A 16,268-nucleotide genomic window follows, 5' to 3' on the forward strand; every position below is an offset into this window, starting at 1 on the left:
TCTGGACGCCTCCAGCGGCAAGAGGAGACCCCGATGTCTGATGATGTGGGTGCCAGGCTGCGCGCCCTGCGCACGCTGCGCGGCATCTCCCAGCGCGAGCTGGCCAAGCGCTGCGGCGTGACCCACTCCAGCCTGTCGCTGATCGAACAGGGCAAGGTGAGCCCCTCGGTGAGCTCCCTGAAGAAGATCCTCGATGCCATCCCCATGAGCGTCGGGGACTTCTTCACCATGGACCTGGAGAGTCGCGATCAGGTCTTCTACTCGACCGACGAGCTGGCCGACGTGGGCAGCGGCGAGGTGATCTACAAGCTCGTGGGCGCCAATCGGCAGTCCCGGGCGCTCTCCTTCATGATCGAGACCTATCCCCCGGGCACCGACACGGGCCGCGAGATGATCGCCCATCTCGGCGAGGAGGCCGGCGTGGTACTCGAAGGGGAGATCGAGATCACCATCGGCGCCGAGACCCGACTGCTGGGCCCCGGCGAGGCCTACTACTTCGACACCAATGTGCCCCACCGCTTCCGCAACCCGGGCAGCGAACCCTGCCGCCTGGTGAGCTGCACCACCCCCGCCAAAGCCTTCTGAGTCGCCCCTCCCCCCAGTGACGACACCGCCCGTCCAGGGCGCCCGCCCGGCGCCATTGCGCCGTAGCTGCGGCGGGCACCTGCAAGTGACGAGCGCTCACTGGAGGTGCGTGCCGGGGCACGAAACTCAGCCGTCCAGCGACATCCAGACGCTCTTGAGCTCGGTGTACTCCGCCAGGCTGTGGTGGGACTTGTCGCGGCCGTTGCCGGACTGCTTGACCCCACCGAAAGGCATGGTCTGGTCGCCGCCGGCCCAGTTGTTGACGAACACCTGCCCCGACTGCAGCCGCCGGGTGACGCGCATGATGCGGTCGATGTCCTGACTCCAGAGTCCGGCGGCCAGACCGTAGACGCTGTCGTTGGCCATCGCCACCGCCTCCTCCTCGCTGTCGAAGCCGAACACCGAGAGCACCGGGCCGAAGATCTCCTCCCGGCCGATGGCCATCTCGGCGGTCACGCCGTCGAACACCGTAGGAGGAATGAAGAGCCCCGGCCCCTCGAGGGCCTCGCCTCCGGCGCGCACTTTCGCCCCCTCATCGCGTCCCCTGGCGATATAATCGAGCACGCGCCGATACTGGGTCTCGTCGACCATGGCGCCCATGAAGCTGGCGGGGTCCAGGGGGTCGCCGGGCTGCATGCCCTTGGCGGCTTCCACCACCTTGTCGACGAAGGCCTCGCGAATCGAATTCTCCACCAGCAGGCGCGAACCGGCGATGCACACCTCTCCCTGGTTGTGGAAGATTGCCGCGGCGGCGTGCTTGGCCACCCTGTCCAGGTCCTTGCAGTCGGCGAAGACGAGATTCGGGCTCTTGCCACCGCACTCCAGGTAGACCCGCTTGAGGTTGGATTGGCCGGCATACTGCATCAGCTGCTTGCCCACCTGAGTGGAGCCGGTGAAGGAGAGGCAGTCGACCTCCATGGAGAGTGCGAGCGCCTTGCCCACGGTGTGGCCGTAGCCCGGCAGCACCTGGAAGTCGCCGCGCGGCAGGCCCGCCTCCTTGGCCAGCTGGGCCAGGCGCAGCGCCGAGAGCGGCGACTTCTCAGAGGGCTTGAGGATCACGCTGTTGCCGGCGGCCAGCGCCGGGGCAATCTTCCAGGCGGTCATCATCAGCGGGAAGTTCCAGGGCACGATGGAAGCTACCACCCCCAGGGGTTCGCGCAGCACCAGGCCCAGGCTATCGTCGCCGGTGGGGGCCACCTCGCCGTAGACCTTGTCGATGGTCTCCGCCTGGTGGCGAATGCTGCCGATGGCGCCGGCCATGTCGCCCAGCGAGCTGGAGACCGGCTTGCCCATGTCCAGGGTGTCGAGCAGCGCCAGCTCATCCCGATGGGCCTGCATCAGGTCGGCGAGACGCAGCAGCACCCGCTTGCGCTTGGCAGGGGCCAGCCGCGCCCAGTCGCCCCGCGCATGGGCGGCCCGGGCCGCGGCCACGGCGAGCTCGGCGTCGGCGGCGTCGCAGCTGGCCACCCGGGCCAGGGTCTCGCCGGTGGCCGGGTTGAGGGTTTCCAGGGTCTCGCCGCTCGCGGCATCGACGAAGGCGTCATCGATAAAGGCGCGGGTCTCCAGGTTCGGGATCAGGCGATCGGCCAGGGCCTGCCAGTCGGCACGGCTCTGGGGGCGTTGGCTTGCGGTCATGCGGTCTCCTCCGGCTGGGGGATGCGGGCCAGACGCGCCGCGGTGGCGTCCAGGGCCGCACGGGCCTTGCTCACCAGCTCATCGATTTCAGCGTGGCAGATCACCAAAGGCGGTGAAATGATCATGGTATCACCCACCGAGCGCATCACCAGGCCGTTCTCGAAGCTGAGGTCCCGGCACAGGTTGCCGGCACCCAGGGCCTTGTCGAAGCGCTCGCCGGTGGCCGGGTCGATCAGCTCCAGGGCACCCATCAGGCCCAGGCAGCGGGCCTGGCCCACCAGCGGATGCTCGGCCAGCTCACTCCAGCGCTCGGCCAGGTAGGGACCGAGGTCGTCACGTACCCGCTCCACCAGCCCTTCGGCCTCCATCAGCTCCAGGTTCTTCAGCGCCACGGCGGCGCAGGCGGGATGCCCGGAGTAGGTGAAGCCGTGGAAGAACTCACCGCCCTCCTCGATCAGGGTCTCGGCCACCCGCTCACCCACCAGCACGCCACCGATCGGCAGGTAGCCGGACGAGAGCCCCTTGGCGATGGGCATCAGGTCGGGCTTGAGGTCATAGTGAACGCTGCCGAACCACTCGCCGAGCCGCCCGAAGCCGCAGATCACCTCGTCCACCACCAGCAGAATATCGTACCTGGCCAGCACCTCCTTGACCGCCGGCCAGTAGCTCGCCGGAGGCATGATGGCACCGCCGGCCCCCTGCACCGGCTCGGCGATAAAGGCACCCACGTTCTCCTCGCCGAGCGCCAGGATCTTTTCCTCCAGGGCCGCGGCGCACTCTCGCCCGAAGGCCTCGGGACTCATGTCACGCCCTTCGCCGAACCAGTAGGGCTGGCGAATATGGGCAATGTTCGGCACGCAGGGTCCGCCCTGGTCATGCATGGGCGCCATGCCGCCAAGGCTCATGCCCGCCAGGGTGGAGCCGTGGTAGCCGTTCTCGCGACCGATGATCCACTGCTTCTCCGGCTTCCCCTTCAGGGCCCAGTAGCGTCGCACCATGCGCAGCACGGTGTCGTTGGCCTCGGAACCGGAGCCGGTAAAGAAGACATGAGTGATATGCGCCGGTGCCAGCTGTACCAGCTTCTCGGCCAGCTTCACCGCCGGCGGATGGGTGGTCTTGAAGAAGTTGTTGTAGTAGGGCAGCTGTTCGAGCTGGGCGGTGGCCGCCTCCACCAGCTCGCGGCGCCCATAGCCCAGGTTGACGCACCACAGGCCGGCCATGCCGTCGAGGATGCAATTGCCCTCACTGTCATGGATGTAGACGCCTTCGGCGCGCTCGATGATACGGCTGCCCTCCTGCCCCAGCGCCTTGAAGTCGGTGAAGGGGTGCAGGTGGTGGGCGTGATCCAGGGCCTGATAGTCACGAGTGCTCATTGGCAATGTCTCCGCTGGGGGCCATCAGGCCGTCTGAGGGATGGGAAGGGGAGCGAGCGCCGCCGCGGTGGGCAGCACAGGCGGCGGCGAAGCCGCGAAACAGGGCATCGTGGAGGGGATGCTCCCGGGGCTGCCACTCAGGGTGCCACTGCACCGCCAGGGCGAAGGCGGCGGCATCAGCCACCGAGACCGCCTCGATCAGGCCATCCGGGGCCCAGGCCTCGGCGACCAGCCCCTCGCCCAGTCGGTCGATGCCTTGCTGATGCAGGGAGTTGACCCGCGTGTGGGTGTCACCGAGCAACCTAGCAAGGGCGCCATCGGCTCGCAGCGCCAGGTCATGCGCCGGGGCGTACTGGGCCGCCTTGTCGGCACCGCCGGGCTCCCGGTGATCGAGTTTCCCGGGCACTTCCTGCACCGCCTGGTGAAGGCTGCCCCCGAAGGCCACGTTGAGCTCCTGGAAGCCGCGGCAGATGCCCAGCAGCGGCAGCCGCATGGCGAGCGCCTCATGAATCCAGGTCAGAGCGGCGGCATCCCGGTGCCGATCGTCCCGGGTATTCTGGGGCGCCCGCTCGGCGCCATAGCGGTGGGGCTCCACATTGGTGTAGCTGCCGGTCAGCAGCAGTCCATCGACTCGGGAGAGCAGCTCCCGGGCCGCGTCGCGATCACTCTCCTGATCGCTCCACACCGGCAGGATCACCGGGTTGAGCCCATACTCACGCAGGGCGCTAAGATACTTGTCGGTCACCATCTGGGCGGCGTGCCCTTCCACCTCGCGGCGGCAGGCGATCACTCCCACCAGGGGTCTTCTGGTCATGGCTGGCTCCTCGCAGGGTCGCTCAGGCGTTGTTATGGTTTACTCAACATACATCCGTTGATTTATCTTTCCAAGCCTGCGGTCGGCATAACTCGTGAAAAAATAATAAATATCTGTATATAAAGGATAAAAACCACTATCGAGCAAAAGTAGCAATACTCCAATAGCGTAAAATATTTGACAACACACCGACATCAAGAAAGGATAACGGTCATCAACAACGACCAGAAAGCTACAGGTGAGCGCGATGCCTAACCTCCCCACCGATGACGTCCCAACCTTTCTCGACCGCCACCCGGAGATCGACAGTTTCGATCTGCTGATCAGCGACCTCAACGGCGTCATCCGCGGCAAGCGCATCCCCAGGGGCAACCTGACCAAAGCCTACCGCAGCGGCATCGCCCTGCCCGCCTCGGTCTTCGCCCTGGACATCAATGGCAACACCATCGAGGAGACCGGCCTGGGGCTCGCCACAGGCGACGGCGATAGACTCTGCCAGCCGGTTCCCGGCAGCCTGATGCCGGTACCCTGGCTGCGCGGCGGCCGGCAGGGGCAGCTGCTGATGACCATGGAGGAGCCCGACGACTCGCCCTTCTTCGCCGACCCCCGCCAGGTACTTTCCCGCGTATTGCAGCGCTTGACCGCCATGGGCCTGACCCCGGTGGTGGCCCTGGAGGTGGAGTTCTACCTGGTGGATCGCCAACGCACCGAGGCGGGGCTGATCCAGCCGCCCTGCTCCCCGGGCAGCGGCGAGCGCGCCACCCAGAGCCAGCTCTATTCCATGCTGGAGCTGGACGAATACGCCGACTTCCTGGAGGAGATCCAGAGCGCCGCCGAGATTCAGGGGCTGCCCCTGGACACCGCCCTCAAGGAGTGCGCCCCGGGGCAGTTCGAGGTCAACCTGATCCACTGCGCCGACGCCCTCCAGGCCTGCGACAGCGCCGTGCTGCTCAAGCGACTGATCAAGGGGGTGGCGCTCAAGCATGGCTTCGAGGCCACCTTCATGGCCAAGCCCTACGGTCAGGAGGCCGGCAACGGCACCCATGTGCATATCAGCCTGCTCGACGCCGAGGGCAACAATGTCTTCAGCGAAACCGGCGACGATGTGCTCGGCAGCCCCCGCCTCAACCAGGCGGTGGCCGGCCTGCTGGAACGCATGCCCGGCGCCATGGCGCTGTTCGCGCCCAACCTCAACTCCTTCCGCCGCTTCCAGCCGGGGCTCTACGTGCCCATGGCCCCAACCTGGGGCTTCGACAATCGCTCGGTCGCCCTGCGCATTCCCTCCGGACCACGAGCGGCGCGGCGGATCGAACACCGGGTGGCCGGCGCCGACGCCAACCCCTACCTGCTGCTGGCCGCCCTGCTGGCCTCCCTGCATCACGGCCTGCGCCATGAGCTGACCCCGCCCCCGGCGATCACCGGCAACGCCTACGAGCAGGTGGAGAACAGCCTGACCAACAGCTGGCAGCAGGCCCTGGACCTGCTGGAGGCGGACGAGGTGCTGGGCGAGGCCCTGGGGCGCGATTTTATCCGCGTCTTCGTGGCCAACCGCCGTGCCGAGCGGGCCCAGGCCATGCAGGCGGTGAGTCAACTGGAGTACGACTGGTATCTACGCCACGTCTGATCGCTCGCTGATCGCGTCAGCGGCTCACTCGGCGCACGGCGTCCAGTGGGGGCATCGAAAGCAAGCGCCAGGGGGGCCGTATCTGCGGCCCCCTGGCGCTTTAGAGCACGGACCGGCCTAGGGCACGGGGCCAGCTTGGCGACCCGCAAGGTGGGACATACCCCGCGCCGCTAGGGAGCGGGGCGAGCGGCAGAGCTCAGATACCCAGCCTGTCGCGGGTGGCGTAGTACCAAGCGCCCAGGGCTGAGAAGGGAACCCGCAGCAGGCGCCCCCCCGGGAAGGGCAGGTGCGGCAGGCCGGCGAAGGCGTCGAAGCGTTCGCTCTCGCCGCGCATCGTCTCGGCGATCAGCTTGCCGGCCAGGTGCGAGCAGGTGACGCCATGACCGGAGTAGCCCTGGGCGAAGTAGACGTTGCCGTTGAGCCGGCCGAACTGGGGCAGGCGATTGAGGGTCAGCAGGAAGTTGCCGCTCCAGGCGTAATCCACCTTGACGTCGGCGAGCTGTGGAAAGGTCTTCGCCAGCTTGGGGCGGACCACCGCCTCGATGCTCGTCAGGTCCTGGCCGCCATAGCTGACGCCGCCGCCGTAGAGCAACCGGTTGTCGGCGGTGAGGCGGAAGTAGTCTAGCAGGTAGTTGCAGTCCTCCACCGCCATGTCGTTGGGCAGTAGCGCCCGGGCGGTGGCCTCGCCCAGGGGCTCGGTAGTGATGATCTGAGTGCCGCAGGGCATCGACTTATTCTCGAGCGATGGCAGCAGGCCCTGCATGTAGGCGTTGCCCGCCAGCACCACCCGCTGGGCGGACACCTCGCCGCCGGGGGTGGTCAGCACCACCGGCTCGCCGTGGGTCAGCTTGATCACCGGGCTCTGCTCATGAATCACCCCGCCAAGGGATTCGAAGGCAGCGGCCTGGCCCAGCACCAGGTTGAGGGGGTGAACATGCCCCCCGGAGTGATCGACCAGGGCTCCGGTGTAGCGGGCGCTTCCCACCTCCCGCTTGACCGCCTCCCCCTCCAGCAGCTCGAGCCGGTCATGGCCGTAGCGCTCCCAGAGCGCCTTGTGCTCGCGCAACCCCTCGAGCTGCTTGGCATTGCAGGCGGCAAAGAGGTTGCCCTCCTTGAGATCGCAGGCGATCTCGTACTGGGCGATGCGGCTGCGAATGATGCGATTGCCCTCGAAGGCCATGCTGCCCAGGGCCCGGGCGGTCTCGTCGCCGTACTTGGCTTCGATCACGTCCATGTCGCGGCTGTAGCTGTTGACCAGCTGGCCGCCATTGCGCCCCGAGGCACCGAAGCCGACCCGGGCCGCCTCCAGCACCACCACCGACTGGCCCTGCTCGGCCAGATGCAGGGCGGCGGAAATGCCGGTGAAACCGGCCCCCACCACGCAGATATCGCACTCCACGCGGCCGTTGACCGGGGGGCGCTCCGGGCTCGGATGGGCGGAGGCGGCATAGAATGAGGCCACGTGATGGACAGACTGCTGGGCGGGCATCGCTTCGCTCCTCTAGCGTTGATTATTTTAACCATCACAGCTTACCGCACTCGACCTCCCTCAGCCAGACAAGCCGGAAATCGGAAATAAAAGCGATGAAGGAGAGTGAAGGGAGCCTGAGGCGACCCCCTTACGTCGATTATAAAATAACAAACAGTCGCTACCCATCAGGCCTTCCGGGAAGGGGCCCCACCCTATTTCCGCTTCAGTGCCTCGATCTCGGCGAGGATCGCCTCGGCCTCCTCGGTCAAGGCGGCATTGGCGCGCATGTCCCCGTTGCGCGATGCCTGCATCGCCTGCTCGAGCTTGCGCTCATAGGCCTTTTGCAGCTTCTTGGCCGGGTCGGATCTGAACCAGGCAAACATATGGTCACCTCCATCATTTCTTGTACAAGAAAAACGCACTCGGCATCGATCCCGTATCATTCACGACAGGCCAATCGCCACATGGATACGGCGAACGGACCGTCCAACGCGCATACCGCCTCATAACTTACCGATAAAAAAGGAACATCACAGAGCCTTGGCGCTGCGTCCATATCAAAGAATCGAATGCTACGTTGGAGAATAAACTATTGTACAAGTGATGTACAAAGAATAGAGTCGTCTCATCTTCCGCTTGCGCCGGCCCGGCAAAGCTCACCTGAAGAAGGACAACAACCATGAAGACACTCGCTGCCAACATCGCCCGCCTGGGCATCCGCACCCGCCTGGGGATAGGGTTCTCTGCCGTGCTTGCGCTGATCGTCCTGCTCACCGCCATCGGCATTCATCAGGTCAATCGAATCGACCGCGGACTGACCACCATCAACGACGTCAACGGCGTCAAGCTGCGCCATGCCATCGACTGGCGCGGAAGCGTACACGACCGCGCCATTCTCCTGCGCGACATGACCCTGGTATCCGCCGATGACGATCTGCAAGCGCTGCTGGGCGCCTATCGGCAACTGGAGGAGGACTACACCCGGGCCGACCGGGGGATGACCGAACTCATGGCCGCCGACCAGGAGGCTGCAACGGCCACCGAGCGGCAAATGCTCGATGCGGTACAGGGCCAGGCCGAGCGCACCAACGCCCTGGCCGAGCGCATCATCGACCAGCGTCAGCAGGGCGACTTCGAGGGCGCTCGACGCCTCGTACTGACCGAGGCCGGCCCCGCCTTCTTTGCATGGCTGGACGAGATCAATGTCTTCATCGATCACCAGGAAAGCCAGAATGCCATCGCCACGGCCAGCGCCAGGGACACCGCAGAGGGGTTCCAGATGCTGATGCTGGGGCTCTGCCTGGCCGCCCTGCTGGCCGGCGGTATCATTGCCTACCTGCTCTCGCGTCAGCTGCTGCGCGAACTGGGCGCCGAGCCCCATGAGGTGAAGGCCTTCGCCGAGGCAATCGGACGCGGTGAACTGACCACCACCGGACGGCTGCGCGATAGGGACAACCACAGCATCATGGCCGCTCAGGTCGAGATGGCCCGACAGCTGCAGGGCATCGTCGCCCAGGTGCGAGCCGCCGCAGACGCCGTGGCCAGCAACAGCGAGCAGATTGCCGAGGGCAATAACGACCTGGCATCACGCACGCAGCAGCAGGCCAGCGCCCTGACCCAGACCGCCTCGGCCATGGAGGAACTCAACGGTACCGTGACCCAGAACTCGGCCAATGCCGAGCGGGCGAGCCAGGAGGCGGCAGGCGCCTCCGACACCGCCAGGCGCGGCGGCAGCGCCGTGCAGCAGGTCGCCGCGACCATGGACGAACTCGACCGCAGCGCCAGCGAAATCGCCAGCATCACCTCCACCATCGACAACATTGCCTTCCAGACCAATATTCTGGCGCTCAATGCATCGGTGGAGGCCGCCCGCGCCGGCGAGCACGGCCGCGGTTTTGCCGTGGTCGCCGCCGAGGTCCGCAAGCTGGCCCAGAACAGCGCCGACGCGGCCCAGGAAATCCATGAGCTGATCACCCGCAACGTGGAGCAGGTCAAGCACGGCAACGCCCGTGCCGCCGATGCCAACCAGGCAACCGAGGAGATCATCGCCGCCGTCGGCCGGGTCAGCCAGCTCATGCAGGAGATCAGCCAGGCCAGCGTGGAGCAGCGCGCCGGCGTTGAGGAAGCCGGCCAGGCGGTCTATGAAATGGATCGGGTGACCCAGCAGAACGCCACCCTGGTGAACCAGAGTGCCTCGTCTGCCGCCAACCTGCGCCAGCATGCCCAGCAGCTGCTTCACGCCATGTCGGCCTTCCGGCTCCCCGAAAATCATCGCTGGGGACAGCAGGCACTGGCGCATCAGCTGCCGGCGTCGGACCTTCGACAGGCGGCACCGCAGGACTATCGCCTCCAGCCCGCCTGAGACCTAGGACTGGCTGCGGGAGGGCGACGCCGCACCTCCCGTGGCCGGCTCCCGGCAGCCGGTATCGCCGGGGGTGAGCTCGAGCCGCGCCCGCTCGACCAGCGTCTCCGGCAGCTCCTTTTTCACCGCCACCCCGAGCTCCTGGAAATCGGCCGCCTGCCTGATCAGGTTGCCGCGGCCCTGGACCAGCTGGCCCATGGCCCGGTCATAGCTGTCACGCGCGCCATCGAGCTTCTTGCCCACGTCCTCCATGCTCTCCAGGAACAGCCGCAGCTTGTTGTAGACCTTCTCGGCGCGATCGGCCAGTTCGGCGCTGTGCCGACTCTGGTCCTCGAAGCGCCACAGCTGGCGGACGATATTGAGGCTGGTGAGCAGCGTGGTCGGGGTCGCCACCAGGACATTGCGCTCGATGGCCCGCTGGAAGAGCGATTCGTCGTGCTTGAGCGCTTCAACGTAGGCGGATTCCACCGGAATAAACATCACCACCACCTCCGGCGAGTTGAGCCCCGGCAGATCGTAGTAGTGCTTGTCGGCGAGCTCGGCGATGCGCTCGCCCACCGCCCGGGCATGTTCCGCCAGCGCCTGGCGCCTCTCCGGTTCCTCGTCGGCGTTCACGTAGCGCACGTAGGCGGAAAGCGAGGTCTTGGCGTCGATGACCAGATGCCGCCCCTGGGGCAGATAGACGACGGCATCGGGGCGCCGCCGTCCTTGATCGGTGGTGAAGCTGACTTCGCGGGCATAGTCCTTGCCGGCGCGAAGACCGGAGCCCTCCAACACGTTCTCCAGCATCAGCTCGCCCCAGTTGCCCTGCACCTTCTTCTGACCCTGTAGCGCTTGGGTCAGGCGCTCCGCCTGGTCGGTGATCTCGCGGTTGAGCCCCTGCAGGTGCTGCAGTTCGGTGCGCAGACTCGCCCGCTGCTCGGTGTCGACGCGATGGATCGACTCCACCTTCTCGCGAAACCCCTTCATCTCGGCCTGGATCGGCTGCAGCAATCCGCTGATCCGCTGCTGGGAGAGCTCGGAGAAGGCGCGCCCCTTGCGCTCGAGGATCTCGTTGGCCAGGTGCTCGAACTCCTGCTTGAGCTGGTCGCGGCTGTCGCGCAGCAGCGCGAACTGTTCGGAAAAGTGCTGCTGCTTCTGCTCCAGGGTCGTGGAGAGGCGTGCCCGAGCGATCTCGGCCTCCTGCAGGGAAGCTTGCAGCGACGCCAGCTCCCGCTCGCGGGCCGCCAGCCGCTCACGCAGCTCGGCGAGCGCGGCGGCATGGCGTCTTCCCTCGACGCCGCGCCGCCGGGCGGCAAGCCCGGCCGCAAGACCCAGGGCCAGCAGGAACGACAGTAGCGCCGAAAGCGCCACGGCATAGTCGGAAGGAAGCGCGGTCAGCGAGCTGGCGAAGTCGGTCAAGAGAGCACTCTCCTGTCTCGGGGAACGTGAGCCGAGGCGAGAGTCTCCCCAAGATCGGCCCTGTTGTCACCCTTCCACCCGACCAGCCTCCTCCAGGGCGGCCTGCCACTGCACCTCGCCTTCCACCACCGGCAGCCGCTCCGCCTGAGGGGCGGCGTCCAGACGATGCGACCTGACCTCGCCATCGAGGCGATAGGTGACCTCATAGCCGTGGGGCTCCTGGTGGGTCTCCATCACCGTCTGGCACTGCCGTTCGGTCACTCGCTGGGTCTGCATTCGGGTCTCGGTGCGGGGCTGGGACTGGCCCGCCTGGGCGTGCTGGTGGGCCTCGACGCGGTTCTGCACCTCGCGACCGGCCAGGCCGCCGCCCACGGCACCGGCCACCGTGGCCAGCTTCTTGCCGCTGCCGCCCCCTACCTGGCTGCCCAGCAGGCCACCGACGATGGCGCCGGCCGCGGTGCCGACGATCCGGTGCGGATCATGACTGCCGGCGGCCTGCCCGGACTGAGCGACGGGCACCTCCACCGGCACTTCCCGATTCACCACCACGTCCTCGCACACTTCGCGGGGGCGCTCCACGCGGCGCGTCGCCGCCTCCACGGTGAGAATCTCGGCAAACTGCTGGCTTGGCTCCTGGGGCTGCTGGACCTGCCAGGCGCCCAGCGCCAAGCCACCCAGGCCGAAGACGGCGAGCGTCGTACCGACCACAATCGATTTCGTCATCTGTCACCTCCTAGGGCGCTAAGGCGTCTTGCATCGCGCCGTTTCCGATGGACGGCATCGGCTCCGGGAGAGGTGTCACCGGGATCAGGGTTGCGAGAGGAAGAGCGCCTCCTGCACTCCTGGACAGGAGTATATGCCGCCTTTCGGGCGGCGGCAGGCCCAACGCGCGACTTGCACATTCTATGACCCGGCGTCGCCAGACGGTGACAGCGTATCCGCGCGACGCCGGGCCGCTCAGCCCTTGGGGATATCCTTGGTGGGGTCGTGGAAGGGTTTCTCCACCACCACGGCGTCCTGCAGGCCGGTATTGGCCTCGATGCGCAGCGGCGTCCCGAGCTCGGCATGGCCGATCGGCACCATGGCATAGCCGATATTGCGTTCCTGGCGTGGCGAGTGGGTGGCCGAGGTCACCTGACCGATGCGCTCACCGGCGCTATCGAAGACCGGAAAGACATCGATCATCGAGCCGTCGGTAAAGTAGCCGATGTTCGGGCCGTCGATCTCCACTCCCACCAGCTTGCGCGACACTCCCTCGGCCTTGATGCGCTCCAGCGCCGCCCGCCCGATGAAGTCGTCGTCGCCGCGCAGGTCGACCATCCAGTCGTAGCCCATGCCCACTTCGAAGGGATTGGTGTCGTACCAGATGTCGCAGCCGAAGGCGAGAATCCCCCCTTCGATGCGGCGGACATGGCAGGGTCCGATGACCTGCATATCGTGGGGACGGCCCGCCTCGAAGACCCGCTGCCAGAGCCGCTCCCCGCAGCGGGAGGCGTCGCGCAGGTAGATCTCGTAGCCGATCTCGCCGGAGTAGCCGGTACGCGAGATCACCACCGACATGCCGTCGAGGGTCGCCTCCATCAGGTAGTAGTAGGGCATTTCCAGCACCCGTTCGCCGAACAGGTCTACCATCACCGCCTTGGCCTTGGGCCCCTGGACCTGCACCGGCGCCACGTCCACTTCCCGAATGGTGACATCGAAGTCGGAGCCGTGGGCCAGGCCCTGGCACCACAGCAGCACGTCGCTGTCGGCCAGCGACAGCCAGAAGCGGTTCTCCTCGATGCGCAGCAGCACCGGGTCGTTGATGATGCCGCCATCCGGCGCCGTGACGAAGACGTACTTGCACTGCCCTACCTGGCACTGGCGCATGTCGCGGGGCACCAGCCGCTGCACGAAGGCGAAGGCGTCGGGACCACTGATCTCGATCTGGCGCTCCACGCCCACGTCCCAGAGGGTGACCCCCTGCACCAGGGCCCAGTACTCATCCACGGGGTCGGTGTAGAGGCGCGGATGGTAGTGGTGGTTATAGACGCTGTACTTGCGCACCCCGTGGCGCCGGGAGGCGTAAAAGAAGGGGGATTTGCGAATCCGTGGGTACAGCAGGATTTCCGGAGCCGTCTGGCGGTGTTCGAGGTGCTCGGCAACCTGGGACATGTGCGTCTCTCCTCAGTGGTATCGCGGCCAGCCATGTTCGCCTTCGCATCACCGTTGCCGGCGATCCTTGCCTTCGACACTAGTCCAGCCCCCCGTGGCCGTATCGCCAGCGGCGTCGAAGATTTTGGTGTCGGCGACAGCTGCCCGCGACCTGTCGCGCCCAGCTAAATCAGCGTCGCCACGGCATAGCGAGACGCGCTCCCCCGACCGCTACAGTAGGGGAAACAGCGCAACTGGCGCGCCCGGCGCGTCACCACGGGAGAGCGGCCATGGCAACACTACCCTCGCGGGCGGATGCGGTGATCATCGGTCAGGGCGGCATCGTCGGCGCCTCGGTGGCCCACCACCTGATCGAACAGGGCTGGGAGAACCTGGTGGGCCTGGACAGCTCCGCCATTCCCACCGACGTGGGCTCCACCTCCCACGCCTCCGACTTCTGCTACATGACCGCCCACGACCCGATGTCGTGCTACACCACCACCTACAGCCGTCGCTTCTACGAGGCCCGCGGCCACTACTGCCGCGTCGGCGGCCTCGAGGTGGCACGGGTGGGCGACGACGCTCGGCTCGCCGAGCTCCAGCGCAAGGTCGCCTCGGGCAAGGCCTTCGGCACCAACGCCCGCATGATCGGCCCCGACGAGGCGGTCGAGCATTTCCCCCTGCTGCAGCGGGAGCTGATCCAGGGCGCTCTCTGGGACCCGGACGCCGGCCTGGTGGTGCCGCGCTCCCAGCAGGTAGCCGGCGAGCTGATCGAGGAGGCGGTGGCCGGCGGCCGGCTGCGGGTCTTCGCCGACACCCCGGCGCTGGACATCGACGTGCGCGACGGCCGCGTCCACGGCGTCGAGACCCCGCGGGGCTATATCGAGACGCCGCTGGTGATCGTCACCGCGGGCATCTGGGGGCCGATTCCCGCCGCCATGGGGGGCGCTGCCCTGCCGCTGATGCCGGTGGAGCACCCGCTGATGTTCTTCGGCCCCTTCGACGCCTTCGCCGGCAGCGGCCGCGAGATCGGCTACCCGCTGCTCAGGGATCAGGGCAACTCGGCCTATATGCGCGACACCGGCGACCCCCGCACCACCGAGGGCGGCCAGCTCGAGTGGGGGTACTACGAACCGACCCAGCCGCGCCTGGTGCATCCCCGCGACATCCTCGGACGCGACCAGGCACGGCTGTCGCCCTCCATGCGCGACCTCGACATCGACCAGGTGGCCGAGGCCTTCTCCCGGGCCGTGGAGCTGACCCCGGTGCTTGGCGAGCTGGGCTGGGACGACAAGCACTCCTTCAACGGCCTGCTGTCGGTCACGGTGGACGGCAGTTCGCTGGTCGGCGAGTCGCCGGAGACCCGCGGACTGTGGTTCTGCGAGGCGGTCTGGGTCAAGGATGGCCCGGGAATGGGCAAGGTGCTGGCCGACTGGATCACTCAGGGACGCCCCGAGCTCGACCCCCACGGCATCGACATCGCCCGCTTCTACCCGGTGCAGAAGACGCCGGACTATGTCCTAGGACGCTGCCGCGAGATCGCCTGCAAGATCTATGATCCGCCGGTCCATCCCCGCGAACCCTTCGAGACCGGCCGCAACCTGCGGCGCAGTCCCTTCTGGCCTCGCGAGCAGGCGCTCGGCGGCTACTTCATGGAGACCGCCGGCTGGGAGCGGGCCCACGGCTATGCGGCCAACGAAACCCTGCTGAGCCGCTACGCCGAGCGTATCCCCGAGCGCACCAACGAGTGGGACGCCCGCCACTTCTGGCGGGTCTCCAACGCCGAGCACCTCGCCCTGAGCGAGGACGTGGGCATGATCAACCTCTCCCACTTCGCCATCTACGACCTGACCGGGCCCGACGCCGAGGCGCTGCTGGAGTACCTCTCGGTGGCCAAGGTGGGTGGCGACACCCCGCCGGGCAAGGGGGTCTACACCCATTTCCTGGACGCCTTCGGCGGGGTGCATTCGGACCTGACCATCGTGCGCCTGGCAGGCGACGCCTTCCGGGTGATCTGCGGTGGCGACACCGGCCCCCGGGATCGCGTCTGGATCACCCGCATGGCCGAGACCCGCGGGCTGAGCCAGGTGCATCTCGAAGACCGCACCGACAGCCTGGCCACCCTGGGGCTATGGGGCCCCAACGCGCGGCGCACCCTGCAGGCGGTGGCGGACGATCCCCAGGCGCTCTCCGCCAAGCGCTTTCCCTTCGCCACGGCCCGCGAGATCCGCATCGGGGGGCTGCCGGTCTGGGCCTTTCGCATCTCCTATGTGGGCGAGCAGGGGTGGGAGCTCTACACCCCTTTCAGCTACGGGCTCGCCCTCTGGGACCGGCTGTTCGACCAGGGCGTCACCCCGGTGGGCATCGAGACCTACGCCAACAGCCGGCGCCTGGAAAAGAGCCTGCGGCTGCAGAACGTCGACCTGCTCACCGAGTACAACCTCCTCGAGGCCGGCCTGGCCCGCCCCCGGGTCAAGCCCGCCGACTTTCACGGCAAGACCGCCCACCTGGCACAGCGCGAGCGCGACCGCCAGCCCGCCTACCTCTGCACCCTGACCCTGCGCGAGCACCGCGACGCCCAGGGCGTGGCCCGCTACCCGGTGGGGCACTCGCCGATCCTCGACCCGGCAAGCGGCGAGGTGCTGGTGGACGCCCTGGGGCGGCGCTCCTATGTGACCAGCATCGCCTACGGCCCCTCGCTGGGCGAGATCATCGCCCTGGGCTACCTGCCTGAGGAGCACGCCAGGGTCGGCCACACCCTAAGCATGGAGTACTTCGGCGAGCACTACCCGCTGCGGGTCGAGGCGGTGGGCTATCGGGCACTCTACGATCCGGACAACCAGCGTCCCAAGAGCTGATGCGGCCCCGCC

Annotated in this window: 12 protein-coding genes; 4 read left to right on the top strand and 8 right to left on the bottom strand. The window is 67.1% G+C overall.

The genetic code is table 11. The annotated features are described in order from the left end of the window. Positions 1-33 precede the first annotated feature (33 nt). Positions 34-585 (top strand): cupin domain-containing protein, encoded by a 552-nt coding sequence (locus ACZIYR_RS12050; protein ID WP_483526852.1) that lies wholly within the window; start codon positions 34-36, stop codon positions 583-585. A gap of 126 nt (positions 586-711) precedes the next feature. Here the strand turns inward: ACZIYR_RS12050 and ACZIYR_RS12055 are convergent, their stop codons facing one another. The 3 genes from ACZIYR_RS12055 to ACZIYR_RS12065 are packed head-to-tail and all read right to left on the bottom strand — an operon-like array spanning position 712 to position 4,407. Further along, positions 712-2,220: an aldehyde dehydrogenase gene (locus ACZIYR_RS12055; RefSeq protein ID WP_483526853.1), complete on the bottom strand. Its 1,509-nt coding sequence runs from the start codon at positions 2,218-2,220 to the stop codon at positions 712-714. Further along, positions 2,217-3,593, bottom strand: a complete 1,377-nt coding sequence (locus ACZIYR_RS12060) for an aspartate aminotransferase family protein (RefSeq protein ID WP_483526854.1) — start codon at positions 3,591-3,593, stop codon at positions 2,217-2,219. The genes ACZIYR_RS12055 and ACZIYR_RS12060 overlap by 4 nt, the downstream gene beginning before the upstream one ends. Continuing rightward, positions 3,580-4,407, bottom strand: a complete 828-nt coding sequence (locus ACZIYR_RS12065; protein WP_483526855.1) for a gamma-glutamyl-gamma-aminobutyrate hydrolase family protein — start codon at positions 4,405-4,407, stop codon at positions 3,580-3,582. Before ACZIYR_RS12065 ends, ACZIYR_RS12060 begins: the two co-directional genes overlap by 14 nt. A 247-nt stretch (positions 4,408-4,654) precedes the next feature. Here ACZIYR_RS12065 and ACZIYR_RS12070 point away from each other — a divergent pair, with 247 nt between their 5' ends. Beyond that, positions 4,655-6,031, top strand: a complete 1,377-nt coding sequence (locus ACZIYR_RS12070; RefSeq protein ID WP_483526856.1) for a glutamine synthetase family protein — start codon at positions 4,655-4,657, stop codon at positions 6,029-6,031. Between the two features lie 196 nt (positions 6,032-6,227). Here ACZIYR_RS12070 and ACZIYR_RS12075 read toward each other — a convergent pair whose 3' ends face one another. Beyond that, the gene (locus tag ACZIYR_RS12075) at positions 6,228-7,520 is read right to left on the bottom strand and encodes an NAD(P)/FAD-dependent oxidoreductase (RefSeq protein WP_483526857.1); all 1,293 of its coding nucleotides are present in this window, start codon (positions 7,518-7,520) and stop codon (positions 6,228-6,230) included. Between the two features lie 194 nt (positions 7,521-7,714). Next, positions 7,715-7,885, bottom strand: coding sequence for a DUF6435 family protein (locus ACZIYR_RS12080; RefSeq protein ID WP_473034018.1), 171 nt, complete (start codon positions 7,883-7,885; stop codon positions 7,715-7,717). 296 nt (positions 7,886-8,181) lie between these two features. Here ACZIYR_RS12080 and ACZIYR_RS12085 point away from each other — a divergent pair, with 296 nt between their 5' ends. After that, a complete protein-coding gene (locus ACZIYR_RS12085) occupies positions 8,182-9,864 on the top strand; it encodes a methyl-accepting chemotaxis protein (RefSeq protein WP_473034019.1) in 1,683 nt (560 codons plus the stop codon). Between the two features lie 3 nt (positions 9,865-9,867). On the opposite strand, the gene ACZIYR_RS12090 is transcribed toward ACZIYR_RS12085, so the two are convergent. The 3 genes from ACZIYR_RS12090 to ACZIYR_RS12100 all read right to left on the bottom strand — a co-directional run bounded on the left by ACZIYR_RS12090 (position 9,868) and on the right by ACZIYR_RS12100 (position 13,419). Next, entirely contained in the window at positions 9,868-11,265 is a 1,398-nt protein-coding gene (locus ACZIYR_RS12090) for a DNA recombination protein RmuC (protein ID WP_483526858.1), read from the bottom strand. A gap of 66 nt (positions 11,266-11,331) precedes the next feature. After that, positions 11,332-11,988 carry a glycine zipper 2TM domain-containing protein gene (locus tag ACZIYR_RS12095; RefSeq protein ID WP_473034020.1) on the bottom strand — a complete coding sequence of 219 codons (657 nt, stop codon included), beginning with the start codon at positions 11,986-11,988 and terminating at the stop codon, positions 11,332-11,334. A gap of 234 nt (positions 11,989-12,222) precedes the next feature. Beyond that, on the bottom strand, positions 12,223-13,419 hold the full coding sequence (locus tag ACZIYR_RS12100; protein ID WP_473034021.1) for a glycine cleavage T C-terminal barrel domain-containing protein: 1,197 nt from the start codon (positions 13,417-13,419) through the stop codon (positions 12,223-12,225). Between the two features lie 269 nt (positions 13,420-13,688). Between ACZIYR_RS12100 and ACZIYR_RS12105 the strand changes: the two genes are divergently transcribed. Next, positions 13,689-16,256, top strand: coding sequence for a GcvT family protein (locus ACZIYR_RS12105; protein WP_483526859.1), 2,568 nt, complete (start codon positions 13,689-13,691; stop codon positions 16,254-16,256). Positions 16,257-16,268 lie beyond the last annotated feature (12 nt).

Source organism: Billgrantia sp. NRB1, from assembly GCF_056921725.1.